Here is a 26,183-nt window from a genome sequence, read left to right on the forward strand (position 1 = left end):
CCAGCAATCGGAGGGGGCGAGACGCATGTCGCGGCACTGCCTCACCCCATTCCAGCGCGGGTGTGAATGGCGAAAACCGCAAGGGCGGGCATTCTGGCTCGCCGAGCGTGTAGGTATTGACTGTTGAGCATTGAGCCAGCAGAAGCCCTGCCACCCCAGCGCCCAGCGTTCAACCCCAGCACTTCGGCATACAGCAGCGTGGACTGCGCCGGCATCGCACCGGCTTTCCCCAATTAACCCCGTCGCTTCCTTCGGGGCCCTTGCTTGTATCGATTATGGCGCAATCCTAGCACGAAGCGCCGCACGCGTCAACTGCGATGCGGGCTGGTCGTGTATAATGCTCGTGTGCAAACTATCACGAATGGCCCACAAACAGCGCCGGCGCGGCCACCCGCGAAGCTCCCGCCGCTCAATATTCGCCCACGGCGGCGCTTTCTGCGCATCTCGTGGTACTTCCTGGGCGTGATCGTCCACGTATTTCTGATCGACATTCTGCTGAGCCGCTGGCGGCTGACGCGCTGGTACCCGCGCCGCAGCGGCATGCGCCGCTGGATCGCGATCGCCCGCAGCTTTCGCGGGCTGGCGGTGCAGATGGGCGGCGTGCTGATCAAGCTCGGGCAGTTCCTCAGCTCGCGCGCCGATATTCTGCCGGTGCAGATCACCGACGAGCTGGCCGGCCTGCAGGACGAAGTGCCGCCCGCGCCGCTGCCGTATATTCTGGCGACGATCGTGGCCGAGCTGGGCGCCGACCCGGCCGACCTGTTCGACGAGTTCTCGCCCACGCCGGTGGCGGCCGCGTCGCTCGGGCAGGTGTTCTTTGGCAAGCTGCGCGACGGCCGCGAGGTGGCGGTCAAGGTGCAGCGGCCGCGCATCGACGAGATCGTCGAGATCGACCTGCGCGCGGTCGAGTGGGCCGTGCGGGTGGTGCGCCACTACCCGGCGATCAAGCGCCGCGCCGACCTGCTGGCGCTGTTCGAGGAGTTCAAGCGCGTGCTGCTCGAAGAGCTCGACTACCTGCAGGAAGCGCAGAACGCCACGGCCATCCGCGGCAACCTGGCCAGCATGCCCGGCGTGTACATCCCCGAGCCGTACCCCGAGCTGTCGACCCGGCGCGTGCTGATCATGGAGCGGATCAGCGGCATCAAGATCAACGACATCGAGGCGCTCGAACGCGCCGGGATCGACCGCAACGAGCTGTCGCACCGCTTCTACCGCGCCTACCTGCACCAGTGGTTTCTCGACGGCGTATTCCACGCCGACCCGCACCCCGGCAACCTGTTCGTGCGCGTCGAGGCGCCTGCCGCCAGCGCACTCGTGCCCGCCGCCGAGCCCGCCAGCCGAAATGGCACCTCGGACACCCCGCCAACCGGCAGCGCACGGCCGGGCACGCCCTGCACGCTGATCTTCATCGACTTCGGCATGGTCGGCCGGCTAGGCTCGCGCGCCATGGATGCGCTGCGCCAGGGCACCGTGGCGGTGGCCACCAACGACCCGGCGCGCTTTGTGCAGGCGCTCGACCACCTGGGCGTGATCTTGCCCGGCGCCGATCGCCGGCCGATCGTTCAGGCCACCACGATCCTGTTCCGCCACACCTACGACCGCAGCATCCGCGAGCTGACCAGCGCCGAGGTGGCCGAAAACGTGTTCGGCGAGGTCGAGCACCTGGTGCGCGATCTGCCCTTCCAGATGCCGCAGGATCTGATCTACCTCGGCAGGGCGGTGAGCATGGTCAGCGGCATGACCACTGCGCTCGACCCGGACATCAACCTGTTCGAGACGCTGCGACCGTTCGCGCAGGAGCTGGTGACGCGCGAAAGCCGCGACGGCGACTGGGTCGAGCGCGCGCGCAAAGAGCTGACCAGCGCCGGGCAGATCCTGGCCACGCTGCCGCGACAGATGGACGATTTCTACAAGGCGGCCAACCGTGGCGAGCTGCAGATGCGCGTCGACCTGAGCCGGCTCGAGCGCAGCATGCGCCGCGTCGAGCGCGCCACCGGGCGGCTAGCCGGCGCGATCGTGGCCAGCGGGCTGTTTGTCGGCGGCGTGCTGCTGCGCATCAACACATTTGCCGCCGAGGCGCGCTGGGCCTGGGCCGCGGCCGCGCTGGTGGCGATCTGGACGCTGTGGCCGCGCGGCGAGCGTTGACAGGCGCAAGCCGCGCAAGTATGATAGCAGAGGGCTGCCGGTCGCGCGGCTTGGTTTTTGTGTGCGCGAAATAGCGGCAGGACGGAGGTAGCTGCTTGCGAAGCTGGAAGTTCTGGCTCGGTGTAGCCATCAGCATCATCTTCTTATACCTGGCGCTACGCGGGCTGGATTTCGCGGGCTTCTGGGCGACGGTGCGCCACGCCAACTACTGGTGGCTGCTGCCCGGCGTGGCGGTGTACTTCGGCGCGGTGTGGGCGCGCACCTGGCGCTGGCACTACATGCTGCGGCACATCAAGCCAGTGTCGCTGGCGCGGCTGTTCCCGGTGGTGGTGATCGGCTACATGGGCAACAATGTCTACCCGGCCCGCGCCGGCGAGGTGCTGCGCTCGTATATCCTCAAGCGCAAGGAAGGCGTGCCGGTGAGCGCGTCGCTGGCCACGGTGGTGCTCGAGCGGCTGTTCGACGGCCTGGTGATGCTGCTGTTCGTATTCGTGACGCTGCCGTTCGCGCCGCTGCCGGCCGGCTACGCCGCGCTGGTGACGCTGTTCAGCGTGCTGTTCTTCGCCGCGCTGGTGGTGTTTCTGGCGCTGGCGGTACGGCCCGCGCGCATGAGCCGGGTGTACGCCTGGCTGGTCGAGCGCGTGCTCCCCACCGGCCTGCGGCCGCGCGTCCACGGCCTGTTCGATCGCTTTGTCGAAGGCCTGCAGTCGCTGCGCAGCCCGCGCGAGCTCGCGCTGATCTTCGCCTCGTCCACCGTGATCTGGCTGACCGAGACGACCAAGTACTGGTTTGTGATGCAGGCGTTCCCGTTTCACGTGCCGTTCTCGGTGCTGATGCTGATGACCGCAGTGGTGAACCTGGCCACCACGCTGCCCTCGACCCCCGGCTACGTCGGCACGTTCGACGCGCCGGGGATCGCGATTCTGGCGGCCTACGGCGTGGCCAAGGCGGTGGCCACCGGCTACACGCTGGTGCTGCACGTGGCGCTGTGGCTGCCGATCACCGCGCTGGGCGCGCTGTTCATGCTGCTTGAGCACGTCGGCTGGGGCGACTTCGGCCGCGCCGTCGAGGAGCGCAGCGCCGAGGCGTCGTGAGTTTCGATCTTCACTACAGAGGCACAGAGCGCACGGAGGTTGTTAAACATCTCAGTGTCCTCTGTGTCTCTGTGGTGAGTAACGTAGGGTTTCAGCTATGAGGGTTGCGATTGTTGGGGCGGGCATCGCCGGGCTCACCGCCGCGCACGATCTTGCCAGGGCCGGCCACACAGTGGTGGTGTACGAGGCCGGGGCGCAGGCAGGCGGGCTAGCCTCGGGCTTTCGCGACGAGCGCTGGGACTGGCCGCTCGAGCGCTTCTACCACCACATCTTCACCACCGACGCGGCGATCATCGGCTTGGTGAACGCGATCGGCTTCGCCGACCAGATGTTTTTCCGCCGGCCGCTCACCGCGCAGTGGTGGAACGACCGCGGCTACGCGCTGACCGGCAACCGCCCTGCGCTGCCGCTGCCGGGCGGCCCGCGCGAGCTGCCGCTGCCCGACCTGGTGGCGGGCGGCCTGACGGTGCTGGGCTACCCCGGCCTGCCGCCGCTCGACCGGGTGCGGCTGAATGTGCTGCTGGCCTACCTGAAGCTCGGCGTGCGCGACTGGCGGCCGCTCGAGCGCGTGACGGCGGCCGACTGGACGCGGCGCTGGGGCGGCGAGACGCTGTACCGCGGCTTTTTTCAGCCGCTGCTCGAGGGCAAGTTTGGGCCGTACGCCGAGCAGGTAAACATGGCCTGGCTGTGGTCGCGCTTCAAGGCGCGCTCGGTGCGGCTGGGCTACTTCGCCGGCGGCTTCCAGGGCCTGGCCGACGCGCTGCTGGCATATGTGCGCCGGCTCGGCGCGCGCGTGGAGCTGGGCGCGCCGGTGGCCGGCCTGGCGCAGCGCCCCGGCGGCGGCTGGCGCGTGCAGCCGGCACAGGGCCAGGCCGAAGACGCCGACGCAGTGATCGTGACCGGCGCGCCGGGGCTGCTGGGCAAGCTCGCGCCGCAGCTGCCCGAGCGCTACCTGGCGCGGCTCAAGGGGCTGCGCTCACTCGGCGCCGTGGTGATGACGATCGCGCTGACGCGGCCGCTCACCGGCGGGCTGTACTGGATCAATATGCCCAAAGACCAGTTCCCGTTCCTGGCGCTGGTCGAGCACACCAACTTCATCGATCCGGCGCACTACGGCGGCGACCACCTGATCTACTGCGGCGACTACCTCGACCCATCGCACGAGTACTTCGCGCTGAGCGAGGGCGAGCTGCTTGACCGTTTCATCCCCGCGCTGCAGAAAGTCAACCCGCGCTTCGAGCGCGCGTGGGTGCGCAAGCTGTGGCTGCACCGCGAAACCTACGCCCAGCCGATCGTGCCGGTCAATCACTCGCAGGCCATCCCGCCGCTGGCCACGCCGCTGCCAGGGCTCTTCTGGGCCAGCATGAGCCAGGTGTACCCGTGGGATCGCGGCACGAACTTCGCCGTCGAGCTCGGGCAGGACGTGGCGCGCGCAGCCGCCGAGTACGCGGCCTCGGTGAACCAGGCCGGATAGCCACGAGGGCGCAAAGACTCAAAGATTGACAACTAACGCCCTGTCTGCGAGCCTTCGTGGCCATCTGGTGTAGGAGCTGTTGCAATGCCAGGAATATCATTCGACCGCGCTGCGGCCTACTACGACGCGACGCGCGGCTACGGCGAGGGCTCGGCCGAGCGCATCCGCGACGCGATCGTGGCCTACACCGGCATTGGCCAAGGCGCGCGGGTGCTCGAGCTGGGCGTGGGCACCGGCCGGATCATGCTGCCGTTCATCCGCGCGGGCTACGATGTCACCGGCGTGGATCTGTCGCAGGCGATGATGGACCGGCTGCTGGCGCAGATCGCCGGCGACCCCGGCCGGGCCGGCTACCGCGTGGAGCTGCACCAGGCCGACATCACCGCGCTGCCGTTCGGCGACGCCGCGTTCGACCTGGTGGTGGCGGTGCATGTGCTGCACCTCGTCGACGATTGGCGCGCGGCGCTGCGCGAGGCCCGCCGGGTGCTGCGGCCGGGCGGCTGGCTGCTGATCGGCCACGACAGCGCGCCCGGCGACGGCCGGCCGATCGGCGGCGCGGCCGTGCCCGAGCCGACGCTGGTGCGCAGCCAGTGGCTGCGCCTGCGCGAAGAGCTGGGCGTCGCCCAGCCGGCCGGGCGCTCGAACATGTGGGGCAGCGACCGGCGCCTCAGCGACGAGCTGGCGAGCCTGGGCGCGCGGGTGGAAGAGCGCACGCTGGCAGCATTCCAGCGCCCGCCGATCACGCCGCGCGAGATGTTCGAGCACCTGCGCGAGCGCATGTACAGCTCCGACTGGCAAACCTCCGACGACGTGCACGGCGAGCTGATCCGGCGCATGGGCGCGTGGTTCGATCAGCACATCGCCGCGCCCGACACGCCATCCGCCACAGCTGGCGAGTTCCAGGTGCTCAGCGCGCGCTGGGGGGATCCGGGCTAAGCGCCCCGCGCGCCGCGCCGCGCCAGCGATAGACAACCGCATCAAGCTACGCAGAGGTAAAGCGATGACACCCCAAACATACCTGATCACCGGCGGCGCCGGCTTCCTGGGCATCAACATGGTGCGCTACCTGCTCGACCGCGGGCACAGCGTGGTGTCGCTCGACATCGCGCCGTTCGACTACCCCGAGAAGAGCCGGATCAAAGAAATACGCGGCGACATCCGCAACAAGGCCACCGTCGACAAAGCCATGCAGGGCGTGAATATCGTCGTGCATACGGCCGCAGCCCTGCCGCTGTACAAGCCGGCCGACATCTTCTCGACCGACATCGACGGCACGCGCAACGTGCTGCAGTCGGCGCTCGAGCACGGCGTCGAGCGCATGGTCCACATCTCGTCGACGGCGGTGTACGGCATCCCCGACCACCACCCGCTGTTTGAGGACGACAAGAAGCAGGGCGTGGGGCCGTACGGCGAGGCCAAGGTGCGCGCCGAGGAGGTGTGCTTCGAGTACCGTAAGCAGGGCATGTGCGTGCCGGTGCTGCGGCCGAAGTCGTTTGTCGGCCCCGAGCGGCTGGGCGTGTTCGCGCTGCTGTACGATTGGGCCAAGGACGGCAAGAACTTCCCCATGATCGGCAGCGGCAACAACCGCTACCAGCTGCTCGACGTCGAGGATCTGTGCGACGCGATCTACCTGGCCGCCACGATCGACCGCGACAGGGCCAACGACACCTTCAACATCGGCGCCAAGGTGTTCACCACCATGAAGCAGGACTACCAGGCAGTGCTGGATCGCGCCGGGCGCGGCAAGCGGATCATCGGCTTCCCAGCCAAGCCGGCCATCCTGGCGCTGCGCGTGCTGGAGGCGCTGAAGCTCTCGCCGCTGTACAAGTGGGTGTACGAGACGGCCGGCACCGACTCGTTCGTGTCGATCGACAAGGCCGAGCAGGTGCTGGGCTTCCGCCCCAAGTACTCGACCGCCGACGCCATGGTGCGCAACTACGACTGGTATATCGCGCACCTGAGCGAGTTCGAGAACGCGTCGGGCGTGTCGCACCGCGTGCCCTGGAGCCAGGGCATCCTGAAGGTGCTGAAGTTGTTTTTCTAGGGGCTCTGCGCCCTGCGGGCGTGGGGATGCCGGGGCCTGCGCGGCCCCGTGCCCCGCGGCCGTGCTCGCCGCCAAGCACATTTCGGGGCCTGCGCGGCCCCGCGCCTCCAAGCACATTCGGAGCCTGCGCGGCCCCGTGCCCGCGCGGCCGTGCTCGCCGCCAAGCACATTCGGGGCCTGCGCGGCCCCGTGCCCCGCGCGGCCGTGCTCGCCGCCAAGCACATTCGGGGCCTGCGCGGCCCCGTGCCCCGCGGCAGGGGTGCGACGGCACCCCTGCACCCCCGTTTGGGGCTTCGCCCCAAGCCCCTTTAAAGTACGCCGTCGCAGCGCAAGGCCAGTGGCGCATGCCTTGTGCGCGCCCTCAGCTCTACTTCCCTCGAAGCCCTGTTGGCGCGAGCCTGTTGGCGCGAGCCTGGTGGGGCGAGCCTTGTGCTCGCCCCCAACAGACGCGCCCTACGGGCCTGGTGGGGTGCGCCATATTTCCTTCGCTCCTGCGCCCTGCGCAACCCTATACCCCGTTTGGGGCTTCGCCCCAAGCCCCTTTAAAGTACGCCATCGCGGCTGCAAGGCCAGTGGCGCATGCCTTGTGCGCGCCCTCAGCTCTACTTTCCTCGTAGCCCTGTTGGCGCGAGCCTTGTGCTCGCCCCCCAACAGACGCGCCCTACCTTCCTACCTCCTGCGCCAGACGCTAATCTTTCTCGGGGGCCATACCGAGGGCCTCGCGCGCGCCGGCAACGACGAACAGCGAGCCGGTGACGCAGATCAGCGCGCCCGCGCCGGCCAGCTCGCGCGCGCGGGCCAGCGCATCGGGCAGGCTCGGCGCCAGCACCAGCGGCCGATCGCCCATGCGCGGGCGCGCCAGCTCGGCCAGCAGCCCTGGCGCGAGGGCACGCGGGTGGCGCGCCTGCGTCAGCACTAGCGCCTGCGCGCGCGGCAGCAGCGCGTCGAGGATATGCTCGGCGCTGTGCCCCGCCGACACGCCCAGCACAAAGACGATTGGCCGGCCGGGAAACGCCTCGCCCAGCGCTGCCAGCAGCTTCTCGGCCGAGTCGCCGTTGTGCGCGCCGTCGAGCATGATCGGCGGGGTGCCGCCCACCAGCTCCATGCGCCCGGGCCAGCGCGCGCCGGCCAGGCCCGCCGCGATCGCTGCGTCGCCGATCGGCAGCCCGGCGTCGCGCAGCAGCAGCGCCGCGCCCGCCGCCAGCCGGGCGTTCTCGCGCTGGAAACCGCCGGCCAGCGCCGGCGTAAGCGAGCCATGGTAGCGCTGCGATGGGTCGAAGAAGGCTGGGAGGCCGGGCGAGCCGGAAATTGGCGGCGCATCGGCCTGGCGCGCACGAGGCCCGTCGACGGCCACCCACAGCGGCGCACCCACGTCGGCCGCGACGCGCTCGATCACGCGCATGGCCTCGGGCCGCTGCGGGATGGTGATCGCCGGCACGCCGGGCTTGAGGATGCCGGCCTTCTCCCCGGCGATCTGCGCCAGCGTATCGCCCAGGATGGCCATGTGATCGTAGCTGATCGAAGTGATGATCGACAGCAGCGGCGTGACGATATTGGCGCTATCCAAGCGCCCGCCCAGGCCAACCTCGAGGATCGCCAGGTCGGCCGACTCGTCGGCGAAGTGGCGCAGCGCCAGCGCAAACCCCAGCTGAAAGATCGTCGGCTGGCCAAACCGCGCCTGGTCGTAGCCGGCCAGGCTGATCGGCAGGCGCTCGATCGCGGCGATGAACCGAGCCTGGCTGATCGGCTGGCGCGCCACCTGGATGCGCTCGCGATACGAGTGCAGATGCGGCGATGTCCACAGCCCGGTGCGCAGCCCGGCCGCGCGCGCGATCGCCTCGAGCAGCACGGCGGTGGAGCCCTTGCCCTTGGTGCCGGCCACCACCACACAGCGCAGCGCGCGCTGCGGCTCGCCAAACACCCGCAGCAGCTCGGCCGTCTGCGGCAGATTGAACTCGGCCGGCGTGCGCGGCAGCCGCGTCTCGCTGTCGGGGAACGAGTACAGGTAATCGATCGCCTGCTGGTAATTCACGCGTGGCTCCGTTCACATTCTGACAAAAAACGCAGCGCATTGTAGCACAGCTGGGCAGGCCCAGGCGCGGCCCAGCGCATTGCAGCGCGATAGAAAGCTCGCAAACGATTCATCCAGCTCTCACATGGCGTTCAAGCGTCTTTCATCTGTTCGTGCAACAATACGAGCATAGCGTTCGTCACGTAAGCGACGCAAGAAAGCGTGATGACAGCGGCGGTCATCGCGCGGCGGATACAACGCCAAACAATGATAAAGCCGCTCCCATCCACTTTCACGGCTGCCTGCGGGCAGCCGTTTCTGATCCCGGCTGTGCGCGCCGGCCGCAGCCACCTCGCACCCGGCCGCATACAGCCGGGCAAAGCTGCCTGGCGCAGCCCGATCGCCGCCGGTTTGAACGAGCTCTTAGATTGCACTCATTGCCAATTAACCCGCGTCTCATCTTTGTATGCAACAATACAGCTACCTCAACCGTATATACAACAAATGGATATACGGGGCCGACTGCGGCGGTCGCCCCCAGTGCCCGCACAGCGCTGACATTCCCCAGCCGCACCCCTATTTCCTCAACGGCTGCTCAAACGAGCAGCCGTTTCCGCGTTGGCGGATCGGGCAAAAGTCGGGGTTGACCAGGCCTGCCTGGCATGGTAGGCTCAGAGCATACCGCACGCAGCCTCGCCCGGCGCCGCGTGTTTTTTTTGCGCCGACCGGCCGCACATGAGGCTTTGCTGCGCCTTCGACAGAAGGGGAAGGAGCGCCCGATGAACGACGAGATTGCCCGCCGCGTGGCCCTGGCCGAGCGCGTAGCCCCGGCCTACGCCGCAAACCCGAAAGTCGCGGCGGTGCTGCTGGCCGGCTCGGTGGCGCGCGGCACCGCCGACCGCTTTTCCGACATCGAGATCGACGTCTTCTGGCACGCGCCGCCAACCGAGCACGACCGCATGGAGCCGATTGCGCGCGGCGGCTGGGCGCTGCTCTACCAGCACGTCGACGAGTACGAGTGGGCCGATGGCTTCTACATCGGGGGCGTCAAGGTCGACACCAGCCAGTTTCTGGTGAGCACGCTCGACCAGTGGATTGGCGACGTGGTCGATCGCGCCGACCTGGAAGTCGAGAAGCAGATCCGCATCAGCGCGATCCAGCACGGCCGGCCGCTCAGCGGCGGCGCGCAGATCGAGCGCTGGCGCGCGCGCGCCGCGGCCTACCCCGAGGCGCTGCTGCAGGCGACGCTTGCCGAGCACCTGTGGTTCGAGCCGCGCGAGGTGATCGAGATGCTGGCCGCGCGCGACAACGCGCTGCTGCTGCAGCGTTGGCTCGTCGAAGCAGCGCAGCGCATGCTCGACGTGCTGACCGCGCTGAACCGGCTGTACCTGCCACACCCGTTTCACAAGTGGCTCGACTGGGAGGCCGCGCAGCTGCGCGTGGCGCCGCCCGACCTGGCGAGCCGGCTGCGGCGCATGCTGCGCGCCGAGCCACTGGCCGCCGCCGAGCAGCTGCACCAGCTGATCGAAGAAGTGTTCGCGCTGGTCGAGCGCCACGCACCCGCGTTCGACACCAGCACCATGCGCGCGAACTTCGAGCTGCGGCGGGTTATGCCCGCCTGAGCCATGGGCGGCGCTAGCCGGCAGGCGGCGCAGGGCTCAGCGGCTTGCTCATGTGCACGACTTCGCCGCCCTGGTATGCTTCGCGGCGCGTCTCGCGATACCCGAGGCGTGTATAGAGCGCGATATTTTCCTGCATCAGCGCGTTGGTATACAGGCGCAGCGAGCGGTAGCCCGCCAGCAGTGCCTGGCGCTCGGCCCAGCCAAGCAGCAGGCGCCCCAGGCCGCGCCTCTGGTCGTCGGGGTTGATCGCCACGCTGTAGATCAGCAGGGTGTCCGGCTCGTGCTGCAAAACCAGCACGCCGGCCAGGCGCTGGCCGATCTCCACAAGCCAGGTGGGGTGCTGCTCGACAAGCAGAGCATAATCGGCGGTCATCGGCTGTGGCTTGCGCCCGAGCCGCGGGATATACTTGCGGTAGGCGGCGTCGGTCAGCGCGGCGACTGCCGCGGCATCGGCGCGCGTTGCCCGGCGAATAGCCGGCTGATCAGCAGCCATGGCAGGCCCATACGCCCGGCGAAACAGCAAACGATCGCCAGGGCTCCAGATATGCTCGGCGCCAGAGCGATAGCCGCGCAGCCACAGCGCCCCCTTGATACGCCTGAGGTAAAACCCTTTGGGAAAATCGTCGTCGTCGGCCAGCGGCGCCGACGCGATCGTGATCGAGCCGCTTGGCGCCTGGTGCTGCAGCTCGGGCTGGCCCCAGTAGCCTTCGGGCTGATCCAGGTACTGCAGCCGCAGGTGCGGCCCAAGCTCGAGCGGGCACAGGCCAAGGCCAAGCGCCTCGGCCCTGGCGTAGATCTCGGCAGTTGCCGCTCCCTGAGGAAAGCCAAGGGCGGCGACGGCCAGCTCGACAGCTACCACCGAATAGCGGCTGGCCGCGACGGTGAAATGCTCGCTGGCGAACAGCCGCTCGGCCGACTCGTTCAGCGAGACCGCGTTTCGCCGCAGCTCGGCTAAAAGCTCCGATTTTGTCAGCCCGCCAGCCTGCACGCTTCTGACCACGGCCGGGCCATCGGGGTAGATCGGCTGCGTCTCGAGGTCCATATTCATCTCTCAGAACTTGTCTGAAAAGGAGGTGCGCGCGGGGCATAGCCCGGCGCACTCCCTTCTGGCGGGTGGCGGCCACATTCGTGGCTGCCGCCCGCCACAAAGAGTGATCTTTGAAGGGACTTCGTCTCTCCAAACCAGCCTCTTCAGACAGCTTTTCACAGCTGGGAGGCCGCGGCACCCGGCGGCTCGGCGCCGCCCGCGCGCAGGCCCGCCAGGCGCGGGATAGCCGCCAGCACCACCAGCAGCAGCGCCAGCGCGCCGGCCACGATCGCCAGCGGCGCGCCGAGCCGGTGAGCCACACCTGCGACGCCCAGCGCGCCCAGCGACGGCAGCCCGATCAGCGTGATCGCGTACAGGCTCATCACCCGGCCGCGCAGCTCGCCAGGCACGCGCAGCTGGATGACGGTGGCAATCAGCGTGGTGAAGACGGTAGACGACACGCCGACCACCACCAGCAGCGCCGCGCCCAGCCAGAACGACGGGCTGGCCGCGAACGCCACCAGCAGAGCGCAGAAGATCAGGCCGCTGACGATCATCGCGCGGCCGTAGGCCTGCAGGCGCTGCGCCGAGGCCATGGCAAACGCGCCGATCAGCGCGCCCGCGCCGCCGGCCGCCAGCAGCGCGCCATAGCCGCCCGCGCCAACGCGCCAGACATCGTCGGCGAACACCGGCAGCAGCTGCTGGTACGAGCGGCCGAATAGCGCCGCCAGTGCCGAGAGCACGAGCAGCAGCAGCACCACCCGGTCGCGCAGGGTGTAGGCGAAGCCGCCGAGCAGCGCGTCGCGCAGCGAGGTAGAGCGGCGCGGGCGCTGCGGCAGATCGCGCATCGCCAGCAGCGCGCCGATCACCGCAAGGTAGCTGATCGCGTTGAGCATGAACAGCCATCCGGGGCCGACCACGTCGAGCAGCACGCCAGCCAGTGCCGGGCCGACCAGCGCCGCCCCGGTGTAGGTGGCCGAATTCAGCGACAGCGCGTTCAGCAGGTCGGCGCGCGGCACCAGCTCGGGGATGAGCGCCTGGCGCGCCGGGTTGTCGAAGGCCAGCAGCAGCGCGCCAAGAAAAGTGGTGATGAGAATATAGATCGGCTGAACCGCGCCGGCCCAGCTCAGCAGCGCCAGCAGCAGCGCCAGCAGCAGCGCGCCCGTCTGCGTGATAAACAGCAGCCTGATGCGATCCACCCGGTCGACCACCGCGCCGCCCAATGGCGGCGCCAGCACCATCGGCAGCGCGAAGCTGAGGCCGAGCCAGCCAAGGTAGAGCGGGTTATTGCCGGTGAGCTTGTAGATCAGCCAGCTCTGGGCGACGTTCTGCATCCACGTGCCCATGTTCGACACCAGCAGGCCGCTCCAGATCAGCGTGAAGTTGCGATGCCGCAGCGCGGGGTAGCGCACCGGCCGGGCCGATATCGTCGACACAGGGCCTCCTTCAAGGCAAGCGAGAACCGCACTATTGTAGCTGATCGCGCCGCGCGCGCAACCTGCGGCTGGCGCCGATCGCCAAGAAGCGCTATCATGCGCAGCTTCAACGCCACCTAGCGTAGGAGGGCAACACGTATGTGCCGAAGTATCAAGCAGCTGCGCGGCGCGGGCCAGCTCGCGAACGATGCCGAGATCGAGGCGGCCGCGCTGCAGTTCGTGCGCAAGGTCAGCGGCTACCGCGCGCCGTCGCGCGCCAACCAGGCCGCCTTCGACGCTGCCGTCGCCGCCGTGGCGGCGGCCACGCGCGATCTGCTGGGCCAGCTTGGGCCTGGCCGCGCCGCCACGCCGGAGCAGCCATGAGCACGGTGGTCGAGCAGAATCTGCGCGTAGCGATGCGCCGCGAGACGCTCGAAGGGCTGGCGAGCTACGCGCTGCCGCCCGGCTACAGCGCCAGCTGGTACGCGCCCGGCGACGAGCACGCCTGGCTGGCGGTGCAGTCGCGCGCCGAGCGCTACCTGGCGATCGACATGGCGCTGTACCGCGCCGAGTTTGGCGGCGACGCCGCGCCGCTGAGCCAGCGCCAGCTATTCATCCGCGACGCGGCGGGCGCGCCGATCGGCACCGCCACGGCATGGTTTGGCGACGACCGCGGCGGCGAGACGGTTGGGCGGGTGCACTGGGTGGCGATCGTGCCCGAGCAGCAGGGGCGCGGCCTGGCCCGGCCGATGCTGGGGCTGGTGTGCCGGCGGCTGCGCGACCTGGGGCACACACAGGGCTACCTGGTTACGTCAACTGCACGCGTGCCGGCGATCAATCTATACCGCAGCTTCGGCTTCGCGCCCGACATCGCCACCCCCGAAGACGCGGCGGTCTGGCGCGCGCTGACGCCATTTCTCAAGCGCCAGCCGTGAGGCTACACCAGCAGCGCCGCCAGGCTCGCGCCAAGCACAGCCGCGAGGCACAGGTAGTCGGCGCGCGCCAGCGGCCGCTCGTGCAGGCGCGTCGGCGAGCCATCCGGCCGAAAGCCGCGCGCGTCGAGCGCCTCGGCCAGCTCGGCGGCGCGGCGCAGCGCGCCTGTATACACCGGCACGATCAGCGCTGCCAGGCTATCGCGGCGCTCGGCCAGCGAGCCGTGGGTGAAGCTGGCCCCGCGCGAGAGCTGGGCCTTCACCAGCTGCTCGACCTCGTCGGCGAGCGTGGGGATGAAGCGCAACGCCAGCAGCGCCATGAGGGCGAACGCATCGACCGGCAGGCGCAGGCGGCGCAGCGGGCCGAGCAGCAGCGTCAGCCCCTCGATCAGCGCCACCGGGCTGGTGCTGAGCGTCAGCAGCAGCGCCAGCAGGTAGAGCGCCAGGAACGCCACAAGCAGGCGCACGGCCAGCGCCACCGCCTCGTAGGTGACCGCCAGCGGCCCGATGGCGAATAGCGGCGCGCCGTCCGCCTCCAGCAGCAGCACGCCGGGCAGCGTGCCCAGCAGCGTCAGCAGCACCAGCCAGCGCATGCGCCGCCAGATCGGCCCGGCGCCCACGCCCGAGCAGGCCGCCGCCAGCAGCGCCAGCAGCACCAGCGCGATATACGGCGCGGGCCGGGCAAGCTGGTTCGCGGCGGTGGCGTAGCCCACCAGCCACGCCAGCGCCAGCAGCTTGGTGCGGGCGCGCAAGCGGTGCAGCAAGCTTTCGGCCGGGTAGTACACGCCCGGCGCAAACTGCTCGATCATTGGCGGCCCCGCAGTGCCTCGAATGCCTGCTCGAGCGTAGCCACGCCTGCTGGAACGGCAATCCCGCGCAAGCGCAGCTCGGCCATCAATTCGAACAGCGGCGGCGCGGCTAGGCCCCAGGCGGCCAGCGCCCCGGCGTCGGCGAACAGCTCGGCCGGGCGCGCCTGGGCCACCAGCCGCCCGCCGTGCAGCACCAGCGCCCAATCGGCCAGCGCCGCCACCTCGGCCATGTCGTGCGACACCAGCACCACCGTGGTGGCGCGGGCCTGGCGCACCGCCCGCAGGTAGCCGTAGAACTCGGCCCGGCCGCCGGCATCAAGCCCAACCGTCGGCTCGTCGAGCACCAGCACGGCCGGGTCGAGCGCCAGCACGCCCGCGAGCGCGGCGCGGCGCCGCTGGCCGCCGCTCAGGCCGAACGGCGAGCGCATGCCATACTGCTGCGCGGGCAGGCCCACCAGCTCGAGCGCGGCGGCGGCGCGGGCTGCAGCCGCAGGCTGGCTCAGGCCGGCGCGGCGCGGCCCGAACATCACGTCGGCCAGCACCGTCGGCGCGAACAGCTGGGCTTCAGGAAACTGAAACAGCATCCCGATCATCCGCCGCACTGCGCGCAGGTCGGTCGCGCGATCGGCCAGGTCGCGCCCGTTCAGCAGCACGCGCCCAGCCGAGGGCCGCAGCAGCGCGTTGAAATGCTGCACCAGCGTGCTCTTACCCGAGCCGGTCACGCCCACAATCGCCGTGCAGCTGCCGCGCGCGATCGAGAGCGTGATATCGCTCAGCGCGGGCGGACCGGGCGGCGCCGACGGGTAGCGGTACGTCAGCTGCTCAACGGCAATGATCGCTTCGCCTCGACTCACGCTTCGCGCGCCCTATTCTCGACAAGCGTACTCGAAAACTGAATATACGGGAAGCACTCGGGGATGTGCGAGTCCCAGGCGCCGTGCGCGCTCCAGGCCCAGCCGCTCGAGTCCTCGGCTGGCGGCGCCTCGCGGTACTGGTTGAAGCGCGAAAAATCCATGCGCCAGACATCGCCATCGCGCGGCGGCAGCGCGCGGCCGTCGGCATGCGCCAGCCAGCGCATGCCGGCCCACGGAAACGCCAGCTCCACCGTCCAGCCGCGGTCGCGGTCGGAATTGTCGTTGAGCGTGCCGTCGACGAACACTGCCGATTTGAGGCCGGGGAAATCCCAGTTCCAGAAGCCAATGCGCGGCCCGCGCGGGTGCGCGGTGAAGCCCACGCCGTTGAATGGCCGCGCGCCCGGCTGGTCGCGCTGGAACTCGGGCACGCCGGCGTAGCCGCCGCGCGCGTAGGCCTCTTCCCAGATAAAGAACACCTCGTAGATCGTGCCAAGCGCGTTGATCTCGAACTCGTAGTATGCGTCGCGGCCAGCGATAAACACCTCGACATCGTTATCGGTGTAGACAAACGCGTCGCGCTCGGCGAGCGTCGCGGCGACGTGCGGCTCATCGACCCAGAAGCCGACGTACAGGTTTTCGTCGTCCCACAGCAGCGCGGCGCGGGTATCGTGGATCGTCGGCCGGCCGCTGATCAGGTCGACAAAGCGCGGCGAGCGCGGGGCCATGCTCCAGGCCGGCTCGTCGAGCCGCCCGTCGATGGTTGGCGGCGTAGCCACGCGGTAGGCGGTGTAGCGCGCGATGCGCTCGTCGGGCCAGGGAAACTCCGACATGGACTTGGTGTACCTTTCACTCATAGAGCTTCGCGGTCGCCTTTCTTTTTAGCCAGCCGCGAGCATATTCGTGGCGCGACCAGTCAAAAAGAGTTTTCTGGGGGCGGCTTCGCCGCCTCCAGAACCCACCGCACCCTTCGTGTCAATTATACGGGCAGAACGATCCAATGCTTCCAAGGTACAGGACGGGCAGCCTTAGATATGAGCATGTGTCAGGTACTTAAGGATCGGCTCGAGCTGCGGAAGCCCGATCGCACATAGCATAGAGATCAGCACATTCACCCAGACTGGGCCAAGATAGAGCTCCAGATGCAGGCCGTTTTTGTACTGCACCTTGATGTGGAAGCGTGCCGCCTGTACAAGCCGCTCGCGCGAATGCTTGCCGCTGGACTTTGGCTTTTCTCCATCCGGTGCCGGCTTCACCGCGCTCAAACAGGTCGGCGCCTCGCGCTGCCTTTCCCGTGCCTTTGTTCTGGCCATAGTTGTTTCCTCCCAAAGCTCGGCCTCGCAGCGCGCTTGTGCGCAAGCATGCTCAAAGGCCGCGCGCTCATCCTGCGTCATTGCGTCAAGAATGGCCGCATGGTCGTTAACTGTTTGCTCGATCGTCTGCCCTAGTAGGGGCACGCCCGCCGCATTACAATTATTTGGGTAAGGCTGCCGCTGAGCCGGTACCGCTCGCACCTTTTTGCCCTCTGGCATCCCTTTGCCCTCCTATACGATAGGCGAAATAGCTTGCGATCGGGGTCTAGTTGGCGCTGCCCGTGCGAGAGCGATGTATGGACGGACAGTGCAGCTAGGCCACAGCGCAGCGACATACCAGGGCAATATGCGCTCGCCAGCACGGGAACCATTTTGGAGATACACGTATGAAAAACAAAGGACGATTTCGAGCAGCACCATTGCCACTACTATGGAGCGAAAGGTCGAGCAATGCATATCAGCCTCCTTGGTGTGAAAAACAAGGAAAGAAAATCACCAGAGCAACTACGCTCGCTGTTAAAACAGCATCGTTGCACTTTTTTCATAACGCGTCATTTTTCGCAAGAAATTGCGTTCTATATAGAGAGGATGGATTTTTAATGGACTGTAAGATATAAAAACAATAAGTAATAGCAAGCTTGGCCCTGCCTATGGGCAAGACATAGCCAAGTCATTATTCTTTTTGCCAGCATACAGAACAGGTAAAGACGTAATAGATCGGATGTTCTGGTTAAAATCATTATATTTGAAAAAGAACCGATTTCCTATCGAATTTAGAAGTTTTTTAGCGTCGGAGTACTAGGATTTTTTTGCACATGAGCAATTTTTGCGCTCCACGCTTGCGCGCTCTTTCGATCCCCGGCTCACCGGGGGTAGGATCGTCGATGAACATGATTCATGCCAAAACTGGCAACACGCGGAACTCTCTCAGACAGCACCCCGAGCTGCTCGAACATATTACCGACCTGAATCGGGTAATTCTCGACGCAATTGTGCAAGAGCAACACTACAACTCAGGCAGTATTATGTTCAAGCAAGGCGAACCAGCCAACTTTCTGCATATAATCGTCAAAGGTGTTGTGCTGGTCTATATGCAAAGCAACGGCAGCAGCCACACCCGCAGCAGAGCCCAGGACGCTGAGCAAGCACCTACTCAGCTGGTATCGTTTTTAAAGCCTGGCGAGCTGCTAGGCGAGATAGCCTTCATCGATAATTCCGAGCGCTCTGCAACGGCCGAGGCAATCCACGATACAGTGACGCTGGCAATGAGCAAAGAGCACTTCAAAACAATTCGCGCCAACTTTCCGGCGCTGGCGTTTGAGCTCGTAGTTGTCGAACTCGCCAAGCGAGTACGTACCGGCAATGTGCATGCCCAGGTGTTGATGAAGCGCAAGCCGCTGAGTCGGCTTGCGCGGTTTCTTCACGACATGGCGCAGCACCATGGTATTAGCGTGGATGGCGAGGATCTGGTGGATCTGTATGTGAGCCAAAGCCGACTAGAGCGTCTGCTGGGCTTCGCAAACACCAGCGTGAGCAAGATAATGGTTGGATTGAAAGATGAAGGCGTGATCGAGTCGCGGCCAAAGAATCGTGTAAGAATTTGCGACATGCCGAGGCTTGAGGAAATGGCCAACGGCGACGAGTGATGCCTATGCGGCCCCGCTCACCCGCGCCAGTTCGCCCGCGATCGCTTCGGGCGAAAGCGCGGCCGGGTCGATCGGCAGGCCCGCCGCGCGCAGCCGGGCCGCCAGCTCAATCGGCTCGGGCACGGCCAGCCGCAGCCGCCGCAGCCGGGCCAGGTCGGCGAACAGCGCGGCCGGCGGGCCTTCAAGCGCCAGCCGCCCATCCTCGAGCACAGCCACCCTGTCGGCCTGGGCGGCCTCTTCGAGCAGGTGAGTGACGTGGAGGATCGCGATGCCGTGCTCGCGGCACAGCTGGCGCAGCAGCGCCACCAGCCCGCGGCGGGCCAGCGGGTCGAGCATCGAGGTCGACTCGTCGGCGATGATCGCGGCAGGGCGCAGCGCCAGCGCGCCCGCAATCGCCAGGCGCTGGCGCTGCCCGCCCGAAAGGCGCTGCGGCGCGCGCTGGCGCAGGTCGGCAATACCCAGCGCGCCCATGGCCCAGGCGACCCGCTCGCGGATACGGTCGGCCGGCCAGCCGCGCGCCGCCAGCCCCCAGGCCACATCGTCTTCGGCCAGCGTGGCGATAATCTGGTTGTCGGGATTCTGGAAGATTATGCCGACGGCGTCGCGAATAGCCGAGCGCGCCGTCGGGTCGGCGGTATCGTGGCCATCCACCAGCACGCGCCCGGCGTCGGGCAGCAGCAGCGCGTTGCACAGCCGCGCCAGCGTGCTCTTGCCGCTGCCGTTGTGCCCCAGCACCGCCAGGTATTCGCCGCGCGCGAGGCTCAGGCTCAGGCCGCGCAGCGCCGGGGTAGCCGGGCTAGCCTGGCTGCGGCCAGCGCGGGCCGGGTAGGTGAACCCGACGCTCTGGATGTCGATCAATGGCTCGAGCATAGTGCAAAGGCTGCGTCAGGGAGCGCGGCGGCGGCGCAGCCGCAGCGGCAGGCGCGCCAGCCAGGCCATCGCGCGCTCGGCGCGCGCGCCGGGGAACGGCCGAACGTCGTAGCCCAGCAGCCGCGCGGCCATGTTCGTCGTAGTGTACATCAGCACCACCACCGGTGCCAGCGAAAGCCACAGCGCCAGCGGAAACATGGCCCACCAGTACTGCAGCGCCCAGCCAGCCAGCGCGTCGAGCGGCGGGCGCGCCGCTTCGCGCCACCACGCGCCCAGCCCCAGCAGCCCGGCCAGCCAGCCGGCCAGCGCGGCGACGCCCTGGTAGGCGTTCGCAAGCTCGCGGGCGAACGAGCTGAGCGGCAGCCCGGCCGCCAGCGTCAGCAGCACCAGCAGCGCCAGCACCGTAGCGCCGCCGCCGGTCATCCCCAGCACGATCAGCGCGAGGTGTGGCAGGCGCCAGCGCATTGCCGCGCCGAGAAACAGGCCGGCGCCGCACGTCAGCGCCAGTGGCAGCGCGAATGTCAGCCCGGTGAGCGTGCTGACGATAAAGCCGGCCACCGCCGCGCCGAGCAGCGCCACACGAAGGCCCCGCCGCAGCACCAGCACGGCGAAGATCAGCGCGATCAGCAGGCGCGCCGCAAGGTCGAACGGCGGCAGGTACACAGCCACCAGCTGCGCCAGCACGGCGAGGTCGGCCAGCAGCGCGCCTTCGGCGATCTCGATGGCGGAAAAGTGTCGCGACATGCGATCAGGAGTATACCACCAACGCCGCGGCCCCCTCGCTTTCCGGCGAGAGGGCCGCTGGCAACGGTATACTACGCTGTTCGCTTGATGACTGACACTTTGGTGGGGGTTTGGGGGCGGCTTCGCCGCCCCATTTCGTATTGTGTTGCACGACGTGGCGAAGCCACGTTGTGCAACACAATCTCTACGTGATCAAGCGAACAGCGTATACCAACCAGGCGCAGCGCAGGCTACTTCTGGGCCTCGCTCGGCACGATCAGGCCATAGTTGCCATCCTCGCGGCGGTACAGCACGTTGATCTCGTTGCTGCCGGCGTCGCGGAACACAAAGAAATCGTGGCCCAGCAGCTCCATCTGCTCCACCGCCTCGTCGCTGAACATTGGCTTCACCTGGAACTCCTTGGTGCGCACGATCCGCGGATTGCGCGCCTCCTCGGTGGGGGCTGCGGCCTCGGGCAGCGCCTCGACGATCTCGTTGCCCTGGCGGCGCAGCTTGCCCCGCCGCCAGTGCTTATCTTTATAGCGCTCGATCTGGCGCTGCAGGCTGTCGTGCACCACGTCGATCGCCGTCGTCAGGTCGGCCGCGCGCTGCTCGGCGCGCAGCAGAATGCCATGCTCGCCCACCAGCGTCACCTGGGCGCGGTGGGTATTATTGTCGGTGCGCCGCTGTTCCTCCGCGACTTCTACCGTCACTTTGCTAATCTTGTCGAGGTAGCGCTCGAGCTTGCCCAGCTTCTCCTTGATGTAGACCTGGTGGCGGTCGGAGACCTTCCCTGTTCGACTCTTGACGATCAGCTCCATGGTCTTGTTCCTTCCCGCCCGGCCAATGGGCGTTGACCGGGCCTGTGCGGCTACGACAAGCGATATTGCCTCGCCCGATGCACAAAGCCCTCAACCGCGCGGGCGGCCGAGGGCTTCGGAAAAAGCAGTGGTTGTGCGCCATAACCACGATAGCTGCAAACGATGGTTGCCATTCGTTCGCCCTTCTCCAAGCGCGGGGCCGGCGTCGGTGCCAGCGCTGCATGGGTGGCTTATGGTTGTATGGGCATTGTACTATGTGGCCTTGCGGCATGCAAGGGTTATCGGTATAGGTTTGTTAACGTAAAAGATGCAGCTCGTGCACCTGGGTTCGCAGCATGGCGCTGCGTTGTACCGCATCCGGCCAAGCGGTTGGTGCACGTCTGCATCTTCTGTATGCGGTTGCTTCCGCACGCCGCGCGCCCATCGTGCCATTCAAAGTGCAGCCGCATGCTGCGGCGCAAGGCGTGCTGGCCGGCCGCAGGCTGCAGCTCCAGGTGTGCAAGCGACGCCAGCGGGAAGCGGCGCACATTCGCCGCCCCAAGCCAGCCTTCGCCCAGCACCAGCTCGTGATCGGTCAGTATCAGCAGCCCGCCGTGCACGCGCGCCTTCAGCAGCCTGGCCGGGCGCGAGCGCTGCTGCCTTGGCAGAAAAAACTGCGCCACACGCCCCAGTGGCCTCGACACATTATGCTGAGCCGCCATAGGTCACTTCATCAGGGCTTACGCAGTTGGCGTGCTCAGCCTTCGGCAGAGCGGTACTTTCTTTTTGGATGTGTCCATTTTTTGCGCGTAGCGCGGAAAATGGACACACGATGATCAAAAAGTACCATGCTGCCGCAGGCACTATGCACGGCTTTGGGAAGTCGAACAGCGCCAACTGCGTAAGTCCTAATTGTGTTGCACTACGCGAGATGAGCTGGGCTTTTCGAGTCGCTTATCGCTCCACACGCTGCCAGCAGCCAGCGCGGGCGGCCTCGCGCCAGAGGCGCTACGCGTCGGGCAGCACGTAATCCTTGAAGCGCTCGCGCAGCACCTTCTTGTCGAACTTGCCGACGCTGGTTTTCGGCACCGCCTCGATGAAGATCACCTCGTCGGGCAGCTGCCACCTGGCCACGCGCGCGCTGAGGAATTCGAGGATCTCGCCGGGCGAGAGCGTGCCCTGGGCATCGGGCTTGGGCACCACGCAGGCCAGCGGGCGCTCCTGCCAGCGCGGGTGCGGCACGGCGATCACCGCGGCCTCGAGCACCTGCGGGTGCGCCATGATCGCGTTCTCGAGATCGACGGTCGAGATCCACTCGCCGCCGCTCTTCACCAGGTCCTTGGTGCGATCGACGATCTGAATGTAGCCCTCGGCGTCGATCGTCGCGACGTCGCCAGTGCGAAACCAGCCATCCTGAAACGAGTCGGCGCTGCGCTCGTCGTTGTAGTAGCTGCGGATCACCCACGGGCCGCGCACCTGCAGCTCGCCGAAGCTCTGGCCGTCCCACGGCAGCTCGCGGCCGTCGACATCGACCACGCGCGCTTCGACGCCGGGCACGGTGGTGCCCTGGCGGGCGCGCACGGCGAACTGCCGATCGAGCGGCCACTCGCGCATGTGCTGCTTGAGCTGCGAGACGCTGCCGATCGGCGAGAGCTCGGTCATGCCCCAGGCGTGCAGGATGGGTGCGCCAAACTGCTGGTGGTAGCGCTCGATCATGCTCTGCGGCGCGGCCGAGCCGCCCACGGGCATGCAGCGCAGGCTGGAAATATCGTAGGATTCCTTTTCGAGCACCTGCAGGAGGCCCATCCAGATCGTCGGCACGCCGGCGGCCACAGTCACGCGCTCGCCGGCGATCAGCTCGGCCAGGCTTTTGCCATCGAGAAACGGCCCGGGCATGACCTGCTTGGCGCCTACAAGCGTGGCGGCGTAGGGCATGCCCCAGGCGTTGGCGTGGAACATCGGCACCACCGGCAGCACCGTGTCGCGCTCCGAGATGGCTACGGTATCGGCCAGGCACGCCATCATCGAGTGCAGGAACATGCTGCGGTGGCTATACACCGCGCCCTTGGGGTTGCCGGTCGTGCCCGAGGTGTAGCACATCGCGCAGGCGCGATTCTCGTCGAGCGTGGGCCAGGCGTACTCGGGCGACTCGCGGGCCAGCAGCTCTTCGTAGTCGATCACATTCGGCAGGCTAGTGGCCGGCAGCGGGCCATCGGCCATCACCACATAGTGCTTCACCGTGCCGAACTGCGGCGCCAGCTTCTCGAGCGCCGGCAGCAGCGAGGCGTCGACAAACACCACCTGATCTTCGGCGTGGTTGGCGATATAGGCCACCTGCTCGGGGAACAGGCGAATGTTCAGCGTGTGCAGCACGCGGCCCGAGCACGGCGCGGCGAAATACAGCTCGAGGTGGCGCGCGGTGTTCCAGGCGAAGGTGGCCACCCGCCCGTCGCCGCCGATGCCCAGCCGCTCGAATGCGTTGGCGAGCCGCCCGACGCGCTCGTACAGCTGGGCGTAGCTCTGGCGGCGCAGGCCGCCCGCGGTTTTCGTGACGATCTGGTTGCCGGGGAACAGCCGCCGGCTCCGCTCGAGGATGTGCGTCAGCGTCAGCGGGTAGTCCATCATCAGGCCCTGCATGGTATCCTCCTCATTGATCGATACACGGGGCGTCTTTATCGCACCATCGTGCGCTATAACTATGGCTTTGGCATAGCTCAAACATACTCGGGCTTACGCAGCTGGCGTGCTCAGCCTTCGGCAGAAGTGTATGCGGAAAACCTCACGCAGACGAGTGAACCCTGCCTCACCCCGTACGAGGCGCGCCGCGCGCCGTCTGCTCGAGCAGCTTCACGCAGGCGTATAGCGCGTCGATGCGCGGCGTAGGCACTCCAACCAGCCGGCCCAGCTCGGCCACCGCGCCTAGCAGCGCATCGGCCTCGGTAGCGCGGCCAGCCTCAATATCCTGGAGCATCGAGGTTTTATGCGCGCCGACCTCGGCCGCGCCGGCGATGCGCTGCTCGATCGATACGCCAAACTCAACCCCGAGCTGCCCGGCCACCGCTTGGGCCTCGAGCATGGCATCGCGCGCCAGCGCGCGCGCCAGCGGATGCGCGCCGATCTCGGCCAGCGTTGCGCGCGCCAGCGCGCTGATCGGGTTGAACGCCAGGTTGCCCCATAGCTTCACCCAGATCTCCGAGCGGATGCGCGGGCGAATCGGCGCCTTCAGCCCCGCGCTGTTGAACAGCCGCGCCACCTGCTGGATGCGCTCGGTCTTCGCCCCGTCGGGCTCGCCCAGCGAGAAGCGGTTGCCCTCGATGTGGCGCACCACGCCCGGCGCGGCTAGCTCGGCAGCTGGGTACACCACGCAGCCGATCACCCGCTCGATCTCAATATGCGCGGCCAGCAGGCCATCAGGATCAACCGACTCGATCCGCCGGCCCTCGTGGGGGCCGCCGTGTTTGGAGAAATACCACCAGGGGATGCCATTCTGCATGGGCAGCACGGCCGTGTCGGCGTGAAAAAGCGCGCGCATAGCCGGGGCCAGCGCCGGCAAGCTCTGGGCCTTCACTGCGGCGATCACCAGGTCGTGCGCGCCAGCTGCGGCCATGTCGTCGGTGGCGAGCGCCGGGTGGGCCACCTCGCGCGCGCCCTCGGCCGACTCAAGCGCCAGGCCGCGCTCGCGGATCGCCTGGAGGTGCGCGCCGCGCGCGATCAGCGTCACCTCGGCGCCGGCAAGCGCCAGCCGCGCGCCGGCATAGCCGCCAATCGCACCCGCGCCGACGATACATATCCGCATGGGTTGCTCCAGCCGCACTTTACAATTCGCTCAGCCCCAGCTGCTTCGCCAGGTTGATCCGCTGCGGCTTGCCGGTCGCGCCGCGTGGGATCTCGTCGAGAATATGGAACTGGCGCGGCACCTTGAACTCAGCCAGGCGCGCGGCGCAGTGCTCGCGCAGCTCGGCCGGGCTGGCCGGGGCCTTCAGCACCACTGCGGCGTGCACCTCCTCGCCCAGCGTCGGGTGCGGCACCGCGAAGGCCAGCGCCTCGGCCACGGCCGGGTGGCGCAGCAGCACATCGTCGATCTCGAGCGGGGCAATCTTCTCGCCGCCGCGGTTGATCAGCTCCTTCAGCCGCCCGGTAATCGCCAGGTAGCCGTCGGCGTCGATCTCGCCCTGGTCGCCGGTGCGGAACCAGCCGCGCACGAACGCGCTGGCGTTGGCCTCGGGGTTGTTCTCGTAGCCGTCGATCACATTCGGGCCGCGGATCACCACCTCGCCGCGCTGCCCCGGCCCAAGCAGCTCGCCCGCGGCGTCCATGATCGCCAGATCGACGCCCACGCCGTAGCCGACGGTGCCGGGCTTGTGCGGGCGCGGCGGCAGCGGATTCGAGGCCATCTGGTGGGTTGCCTCGGTCATGCCGTATGCCTCGAGCACCGGCGCACCAAACGTGGCCTCGAGCCGCTCGAGCACCACGGGCGGCAGCGCGGCGCTGCTCGAGCGGATGAAGCGGAACGGGTGGGCGGCGATCAGCTCGCGGTTGCGGTCGGCGCGCGCCAGCAGCAGCTGGTGCATGGTCGGCACCGCCGAGTACCAGGTCGGGCGGAACTGCTCGACCCAGCGCCAGAACTCGAGCGCGCTGAAGCCTTCGGGGCACACCACCGTGCCGCCCGAGGCCAGCGTCGCCAGCATCGACGCGACAATGCCGTGGATGTGAAACAGCGGCATCACGCACAGCGCGGTGTCGGCCGGGCCAAGGCGGTAGGTAGCGATGATATTCGCGGCCGAGGCGGCCAGGTTGCGGTGGCGGATGGGCACGCGCTTGGGGCGGCTGGTGGTGCCGCTGGTATGTAGGATCATTGCCACGTCGTCGGGCTGCGCCAGCTCGGCCGGGCGCGCCGGGAGCGCGCCACGCTCGCAGGCAAACGCCAGCACGCCGTCGTCGCCCGGCACGGCCGCGATGATCGCCATATCGGTGGCGGCGGCGCGCGCCAGCGGCATGCTCTCGGGCAGCGTGATCAGCGCCCTGGCGTGAATATCGCCGTAGTAGAACGCGAACTCGTCCTGCTTGTACTTGGGGTTGAGCGGCGCGGCGGTGCCGCAGCTGGCGGCGGCCAGAAACGCCTGGATCAGCTCGGGGCCGTTGGGCATGGCGATGGCGATCCGGTCGCCGCGGCCAAGGCCTAGGCTGTTCAGCTGGGCGGCCAGGCCGGCCACGCCCGCGCGCAGCCGCCTGTACGTCAGCGTTGGGCGGCCGGGCGCCACCAGCGCCGGCTGATCGTCGGCGCCGGCCAGCAGGCCGAGCAGCGTTTTCTCCAGATGGTTGGGCATGTCCCGCCTCCAAGTAACACAGCAGGCTTTATCCTCAGATTTCACAGATTAACGATCGCCGAGCAGCATTCACAGGCAGT

General features: G+C 67.7%; 22 protein-coding genes and 1 riboswitch. Of the genes, 9 read left to right on the forward strand and 13 right to left on the reverse strand.

The annotated features are described in order from the left end of the window. Positions 1-65: 65 nt before the first annotated feature. Positions 66-277: riboswitch (cobalamin riboswitch) on the reverse strand. A gap of 68 nt (positions 278-345) precedes the next feature. The 5 genes from U0177_RS18515 (at position 346) to U0177_RS18535 (ending at position 6,757) form a co-directional block, all read left to right on the forward strand. Further along, positions 346-2,145: an ABC1 kinase family protein gene (locus U0177_RS18515; protein WP_409572141.1), complete on the forward strand. Its 1,800-nt coding sequence runs from the start codon at positions 346-348 to the stop codon at positions 2,143-2,145. 95 nt (positions 2,146-2,240) lie between these two features. After that, positions 2,241-3,239, forward strand: a complete 999-nt coding sequence (locus U0177_RS18520) for a lysylphosphatidylglycerol synthase transmembrane domain-containing protein (RefSeq protein WP_409572142.1) — start codon at positions 2,241-2,243, stop codon at positions 3,237-3,239. 97 nt (positions 3,240-3,336) lie between these two features. Further along, entirely contained in the window at positions 3,337-4,713 is a 1,377-nt protein-coding gene (locus U0177_RS18525; RefSeq protein ID WP_409572143.1) for an NAD(P)/FAD-dependent oxidoreductase, read from the forward strand. Positions 4,714-4,797: 84 nt separating this feature from the next. Continuing rightward, positions 4,798-5,649 (forward strand): class I SAM-dependent methyltransferase, encoded by an 852-nt coding sequence (locus U0177_RS18530; protein WP_409572144.1) that lies wholly within the window; start codon positions 4,798-4,800, stop codon positions 5,647-5,649. 64 nt (positions 5,650-5,713) lie between these two features. After that, positions 5,714-6,757 carry an NAD-dependent epimerase/dehydratase family protein gene (locus tag U0177_RS18535; RefSeq protein ID WP_409572145.1) on the forward strand — a complete coding sequence of 348 codons (1,044 nt, stop codon included), beginning with the start codon at positions 5,714-5,716 and terminating at the stop codon, positions 6,755-6,757. A 688-nt stretch (positions 6,758-7,445) separates the two neighbouring features. Here the strand turns inward: U0177_RS18535 and U0177_RS18540 are convergent. Then, the gene (locus tag U0177_RS18540) at positions 7,446-8,789 is read right to left on the reverse strand and encodes a bifunctional folylpolyglutamate synthase/dihydrofolate synthase (RefSeq protein WP_409572146.1); all 1,344 of its coding nucleotides are present in this window, start codon (positions 8,787-8,789) and stop codon (positions 7,446-7,448) included. A 758-nt stretch (positions 8,790-9,547) separates the two neighbouring features. Here U0177_RS18540 and U0177_RS18545 point away from each other — a divergent pair. After that, complete coding sequence (locus tag U0177_RS18545) at positions 9,548-10,390, forward strand: DUF4037 domain-containing protein (protein WP_409572147.1); 843 nt, start codon at positions 9,548-9,550, stop codon at positions 10,388-10,390. Between the two features lie 13 nt (positions 10,391-10,403). Here the strand turns inward: U0177_RS18545 and U0177_RS18550 are convergent, their stop codons facing one another. Together U0177_RS18550 and U0177_RS18555 are read right to left on the reverse strand one after the other, a co-directional pair. After that, positions 10,404-11,432 (reverse strand): GNAT family N-acetyltransferase, encoded by a 1,029-nt coding sequence (locus U0177_RS18550; protein WP_409572148.1) that lies wholly within the window; start codon positions 11,430-11,432, stop codon positions 10,404-10,406. Positions 11,433-11,593: 161 nt separating this feature from the next. Continuing rightward, on the reverse strand, positions 11,594-12,853 hold the full coding sequence (locus tag U0177_RS18555) for an MFS transporter (protein ID WP_409572149.1): 1,260 nt from the start codon (positions 12,851-12,853) through the stop codon (positions 11,594-11,596). A gap of 138 nt (positions 12,854-12,991) precedes the next feature. Between U0177_RS18555 and U0177_RS18560 the strand changes: the two genes are divergently transcribed. Continuing rightward, positions 12,992-13,216: a DUF2277 family protein gene (locus U0177_RS18560; RefSeq protein ID WP_409572150.1), complete on the forward strand. Its 225-nt coding sequence runs from the start codon at positions 12,992-12,994 to the stop codon at positions 13,214-13,216. Continuing rightward, complete coding sequence (locus U0177_RS18565; protein ID WP_409572151.1) at positions 13,213-13,767, forward strand: GNAT family N-acetyltransferase; 555 nt, start codon at positions 13,213-13,215, stop codon at positions 13,765-13,767. Before U0177_RS18560 ends, U0177_RS18565 begins: the two co-directional genes overlap by 4 nt. A 2-nt stretch (positions 13,768-13,769) precedes the next feature. Here U0177_RS18565 and U0177_RS18570 read toward each other — a convergent pair whose 3' ends face one another. The 4 genes from U0177_RS18570 to U0177_RS18585 all read right to left on the reverse strand — a co-directional run bounded on the left by U0177_RS18570 (position 13,770) and on the right by U0177_RS18585 (position 16,956). After that, positions 13,770-14,573 (reverse strand): energy-coupling factor transporter transmembrane component T family protein, encoded by an 804-nt coding sequence (locus tag U0177_RS18570; RefSeq protein ID WP_409572152.1) that lies wholly within the window; start codon positions 14,571-14,573, stop codon positions 13,770-13,772. Continuing rightward, positions 14,570-15,427, reverse strand: coding sequence for an ATP-binding cassette domain-containing protein (locus U0177_RS18575; protein ID WP_409572153.1), 858 nt, complete (start codon positions 15,425-15,427; stop codon positions 14,570-14,572). Before U0177_RS18575 ends, U0177_RS18570 begins: the two co-directional genes overlap by 4 nt. After that, positions 15,424-16,257, reverse strand: a complete 834-nt coding sequence (locus U0177_RS18580; protein ID WP_409572154.1) for a carbohydrate-binding family 9-like protein — start codon at positions 16,255-16,257, stop codon at positions 15,424-15,426. The genes U0177_RS18575 and U0177_RS18580 overlap by 4 nt, the downstream gene beginning before the upstream one ends. A 195-nt stretch (positions 16,258-16,452) precedes the next feature. After that, positions 16,453-16,956, reverse strand: coding sequence for a hypothetical protein (locus U0177_RS18585; protein ID WP_409572155.1), 504 nt, complete (start codon positions 16,954-16,956; stop codon positions 16,453-16,455). Positions 16,957-17,621: 665 nt separating this feature from the next. Here U0177_RS18585 and U0177_RS18590 point away from each other — a divergent pair. Further along, a complete protein-coding gene (locus U0177_RS18590; protein ID WP_409572156.1) occupies positions 17,622-18,383 on the forward strand; it encodes a Crp/Fnr family transcriptional regulator in 762 nt (253 codons plus the stop codon). 3 nt (positions 18,384-18,386) lie between these two features. Here the strand turns inward: U0177_RS18590 and U0177_RS18595 are convergent, their stop codons facing one another. The 6 genes from U0177_RS18595 to U0177_RS18620 all read right to left on the reverse strand — a co-directional run bounded on the left by U0177_RS18595 (position 18,387) and on the right by U0177_RS18620 (position 26,103). Then, positions 18,387-19,253 (reverse strand): ATP-binding cassette domain-containing protein, encoded by an 867-nt coding sequence (locus U0177_RS18595; RefSeq protein WP_409572157.1) that lies wholly within the window; start codon positions 19,251-19,253, stop codon positions 18,387-18,389. Between the two features lie 15 nt (positions 19,254-19,268). After that, complete coding sequence (locus U0177_RS18600) at positions 19,269-19,997, reverse strand: DUF2232 domain-containing protein (protein WP_409572158.1); 729 nt, start codon at positions 19,995-19,997, stop codon at positions 19,269-19,271. 230 nt (positions 19,998-20,227) lie between these two features. Then, a complete protein-coding gene (gene hpf, locus U0177_RS18605; protein WP_409572159.1) occupies positions 20,228-20,797 on the reverse strand; it encodes a ribosome hibernation-promoting factor, HPF/YfiA family in 570 nt (189 codons plus the stop codon). 987 nt (positions 20,798-21,784) lie between these two features. Further along, positions 21,785-23,413 carry a long-chain fatty acid--CoA ligase gene (locus U0177_RS18610; protein WP_409572160.1) on the reverse strand — a complete coding sequence of 543 codons (1,629 nt, stop codon included), beginning with the start codon at positions 23,411-23,413 and terminating at the stop codon, positions 21,785-21,787. A gap of 166 nt (positions 23,414-23,579) precedes the next feature. After that, positions 23,580-24,572: a 2-dehydropantoate 2-reductase gene (locus tag U0177_RS18615; protein WP_409572161.1), complete on the reverse strand. Its 993-nt coding sequence runs from the start codon at positions 24,570-24,572 to the stop codon at positions 23,580-23,582. A 19-nt stretch (positions 24,573-24,591) separates the two neighbouring features. Next, on the reverse strand, positions 24,592-26,103 hold the full coding sequence (locus tag U0177_RS18620; RefSeq protein WP_409572162.1) for an acyl--CoA ligase: 1,512 nt from the start codon (positions 26,101-26,103) through the stop codon (positions 24,592-24,594). Between the last annotated feature and the right edge of the window lie 80 nt (positions 26,104-26,183).

The organism is Kouleothrix sp. (assembly GCF_046328425.1).
Lineage (GTDB): Bacteria > Chloroflexota > Chloroflexia > Chloroflexales > Roseiflexaceae > Kouleothrix.

Bases quoted from the DNA above. Each gene is read 5' to 3' on its own strand.
- U0177_RS18565 (WP_409572151.1), top strand. From the start codon at position 13,213: ATGAGCACGGTGGTCGAGCAGAATCTGCGCGTAGCGATGCGCCGCGAG.
- U0177_RS18530 (WP_409572144.1), top strand. From the start codon at position 4,798: ATGCCAGGAATATCATTCGACCGCGCTGCGGCCTACTACGACGCGACG.
- U0177_RS18600 (WP_409572158.1), bottom strand. From the start codon at position 19,997: ATGTCGCGACACTTTTCCGCCATCGAGATCGCCGAAGGCGCGCTGCTG.
- U0177_RS18560 (WP_409572150.1), top strand. From the start codon at position 12,992: ATGTGCCGAAGTATCAAGCAGCTGCGCGGCGCGGGCCAGCTCGCGAAC.
- U0177_RS18525 (WP_409572143.1), top strand. From the start codon at position 3,337: ATGAGGGTTGCGATTGTTGGGGCGGGCATCGCCGGGCTCACCGCCGCG.
- U0177_RS18550 (WP_409572148.1), bottom strand. From the start codon at position 11,432: ATGGACCTCGAGACGCAGCCGATCTACCCCGATGGCCCGGCCGTGGTC.
- U0177_RS18590 (WP_409572156.1), top strand. From the start codon at position 17,622: ATGAACATGATTCATGCCAAAACTGGCAACACGCGGAACTCTCTCAGA.
- U0177_RS18620 (WP_409572162.1), bottom strand. From the start codon at position 26,103: ATGCCCAACCATCTGGAGAAAACGCTGCTCGGCCTGCTGGCCGGCGCC.
- U0177_RS18610 (WP_409572160.1), bottom strand. From the start codon at position 23,413: ATGCAGGGCCTGATGATGGACTACCCGCTGACGCTGACGCACATCCTC.
- U0177_RS18585 (WP_409572155.1), bottom strand. From the start codon at position 16,956: ATGCCAGAGGGCAAAAAGGTGCGAGCGGTACCGGCTCAGCGGCAGCCT.
- U0177_RS18545 (WP_409572147.1), top strand. From the start codon at position 9,548: ATGAACGACGAGATTGCCCGCCGCGTGGCCCTGGCCGAGCGCGTAGCC.
- U0177_RS18570 (WP_409572152.1), bottom strand. From the start codon at position 14,573: ATGATCGAGCAGTTTGCGCCGGGCGTGTACTACCCGGCCGAAAGCTTG.
- U0177_RS18615 (WP_409572161.1), bottom strand. From the start codon at position 24,572: ATGCGGATATGTATCGTCGGCGCGGGTGCGATTGGCGGCTATGCCGGC.
- U0177_RS18580 (WP_409572154.1), bottom strand. From the start codon at position 16,257: ATGTCGGAGTTTCCCTGGCCCGACGAGCGCATCGCGCGCTACACCGCC.
- U0177_RS18595 (WP_409572157.1), bottom strand. From the start codon at position 19,253: ATGCTCGAGCCATTGATCGACATCCAGAGCGTCGGGTTCACCTACCCG.
- hpf (WP_409572159.1), bottom strand. From the start codon at position 20,797: ATGGAGCTGATCGTCAAGAGTCGAACAGGGAAGGTCTCCGACCGCCAC.
- U0177_RS18535 (WP_409572145.1), top strand. From the start codon at position 5,714: ATGACACCCCAAACATACCTGATCACCGGCGGCGCCGGCTTCCTGGGC.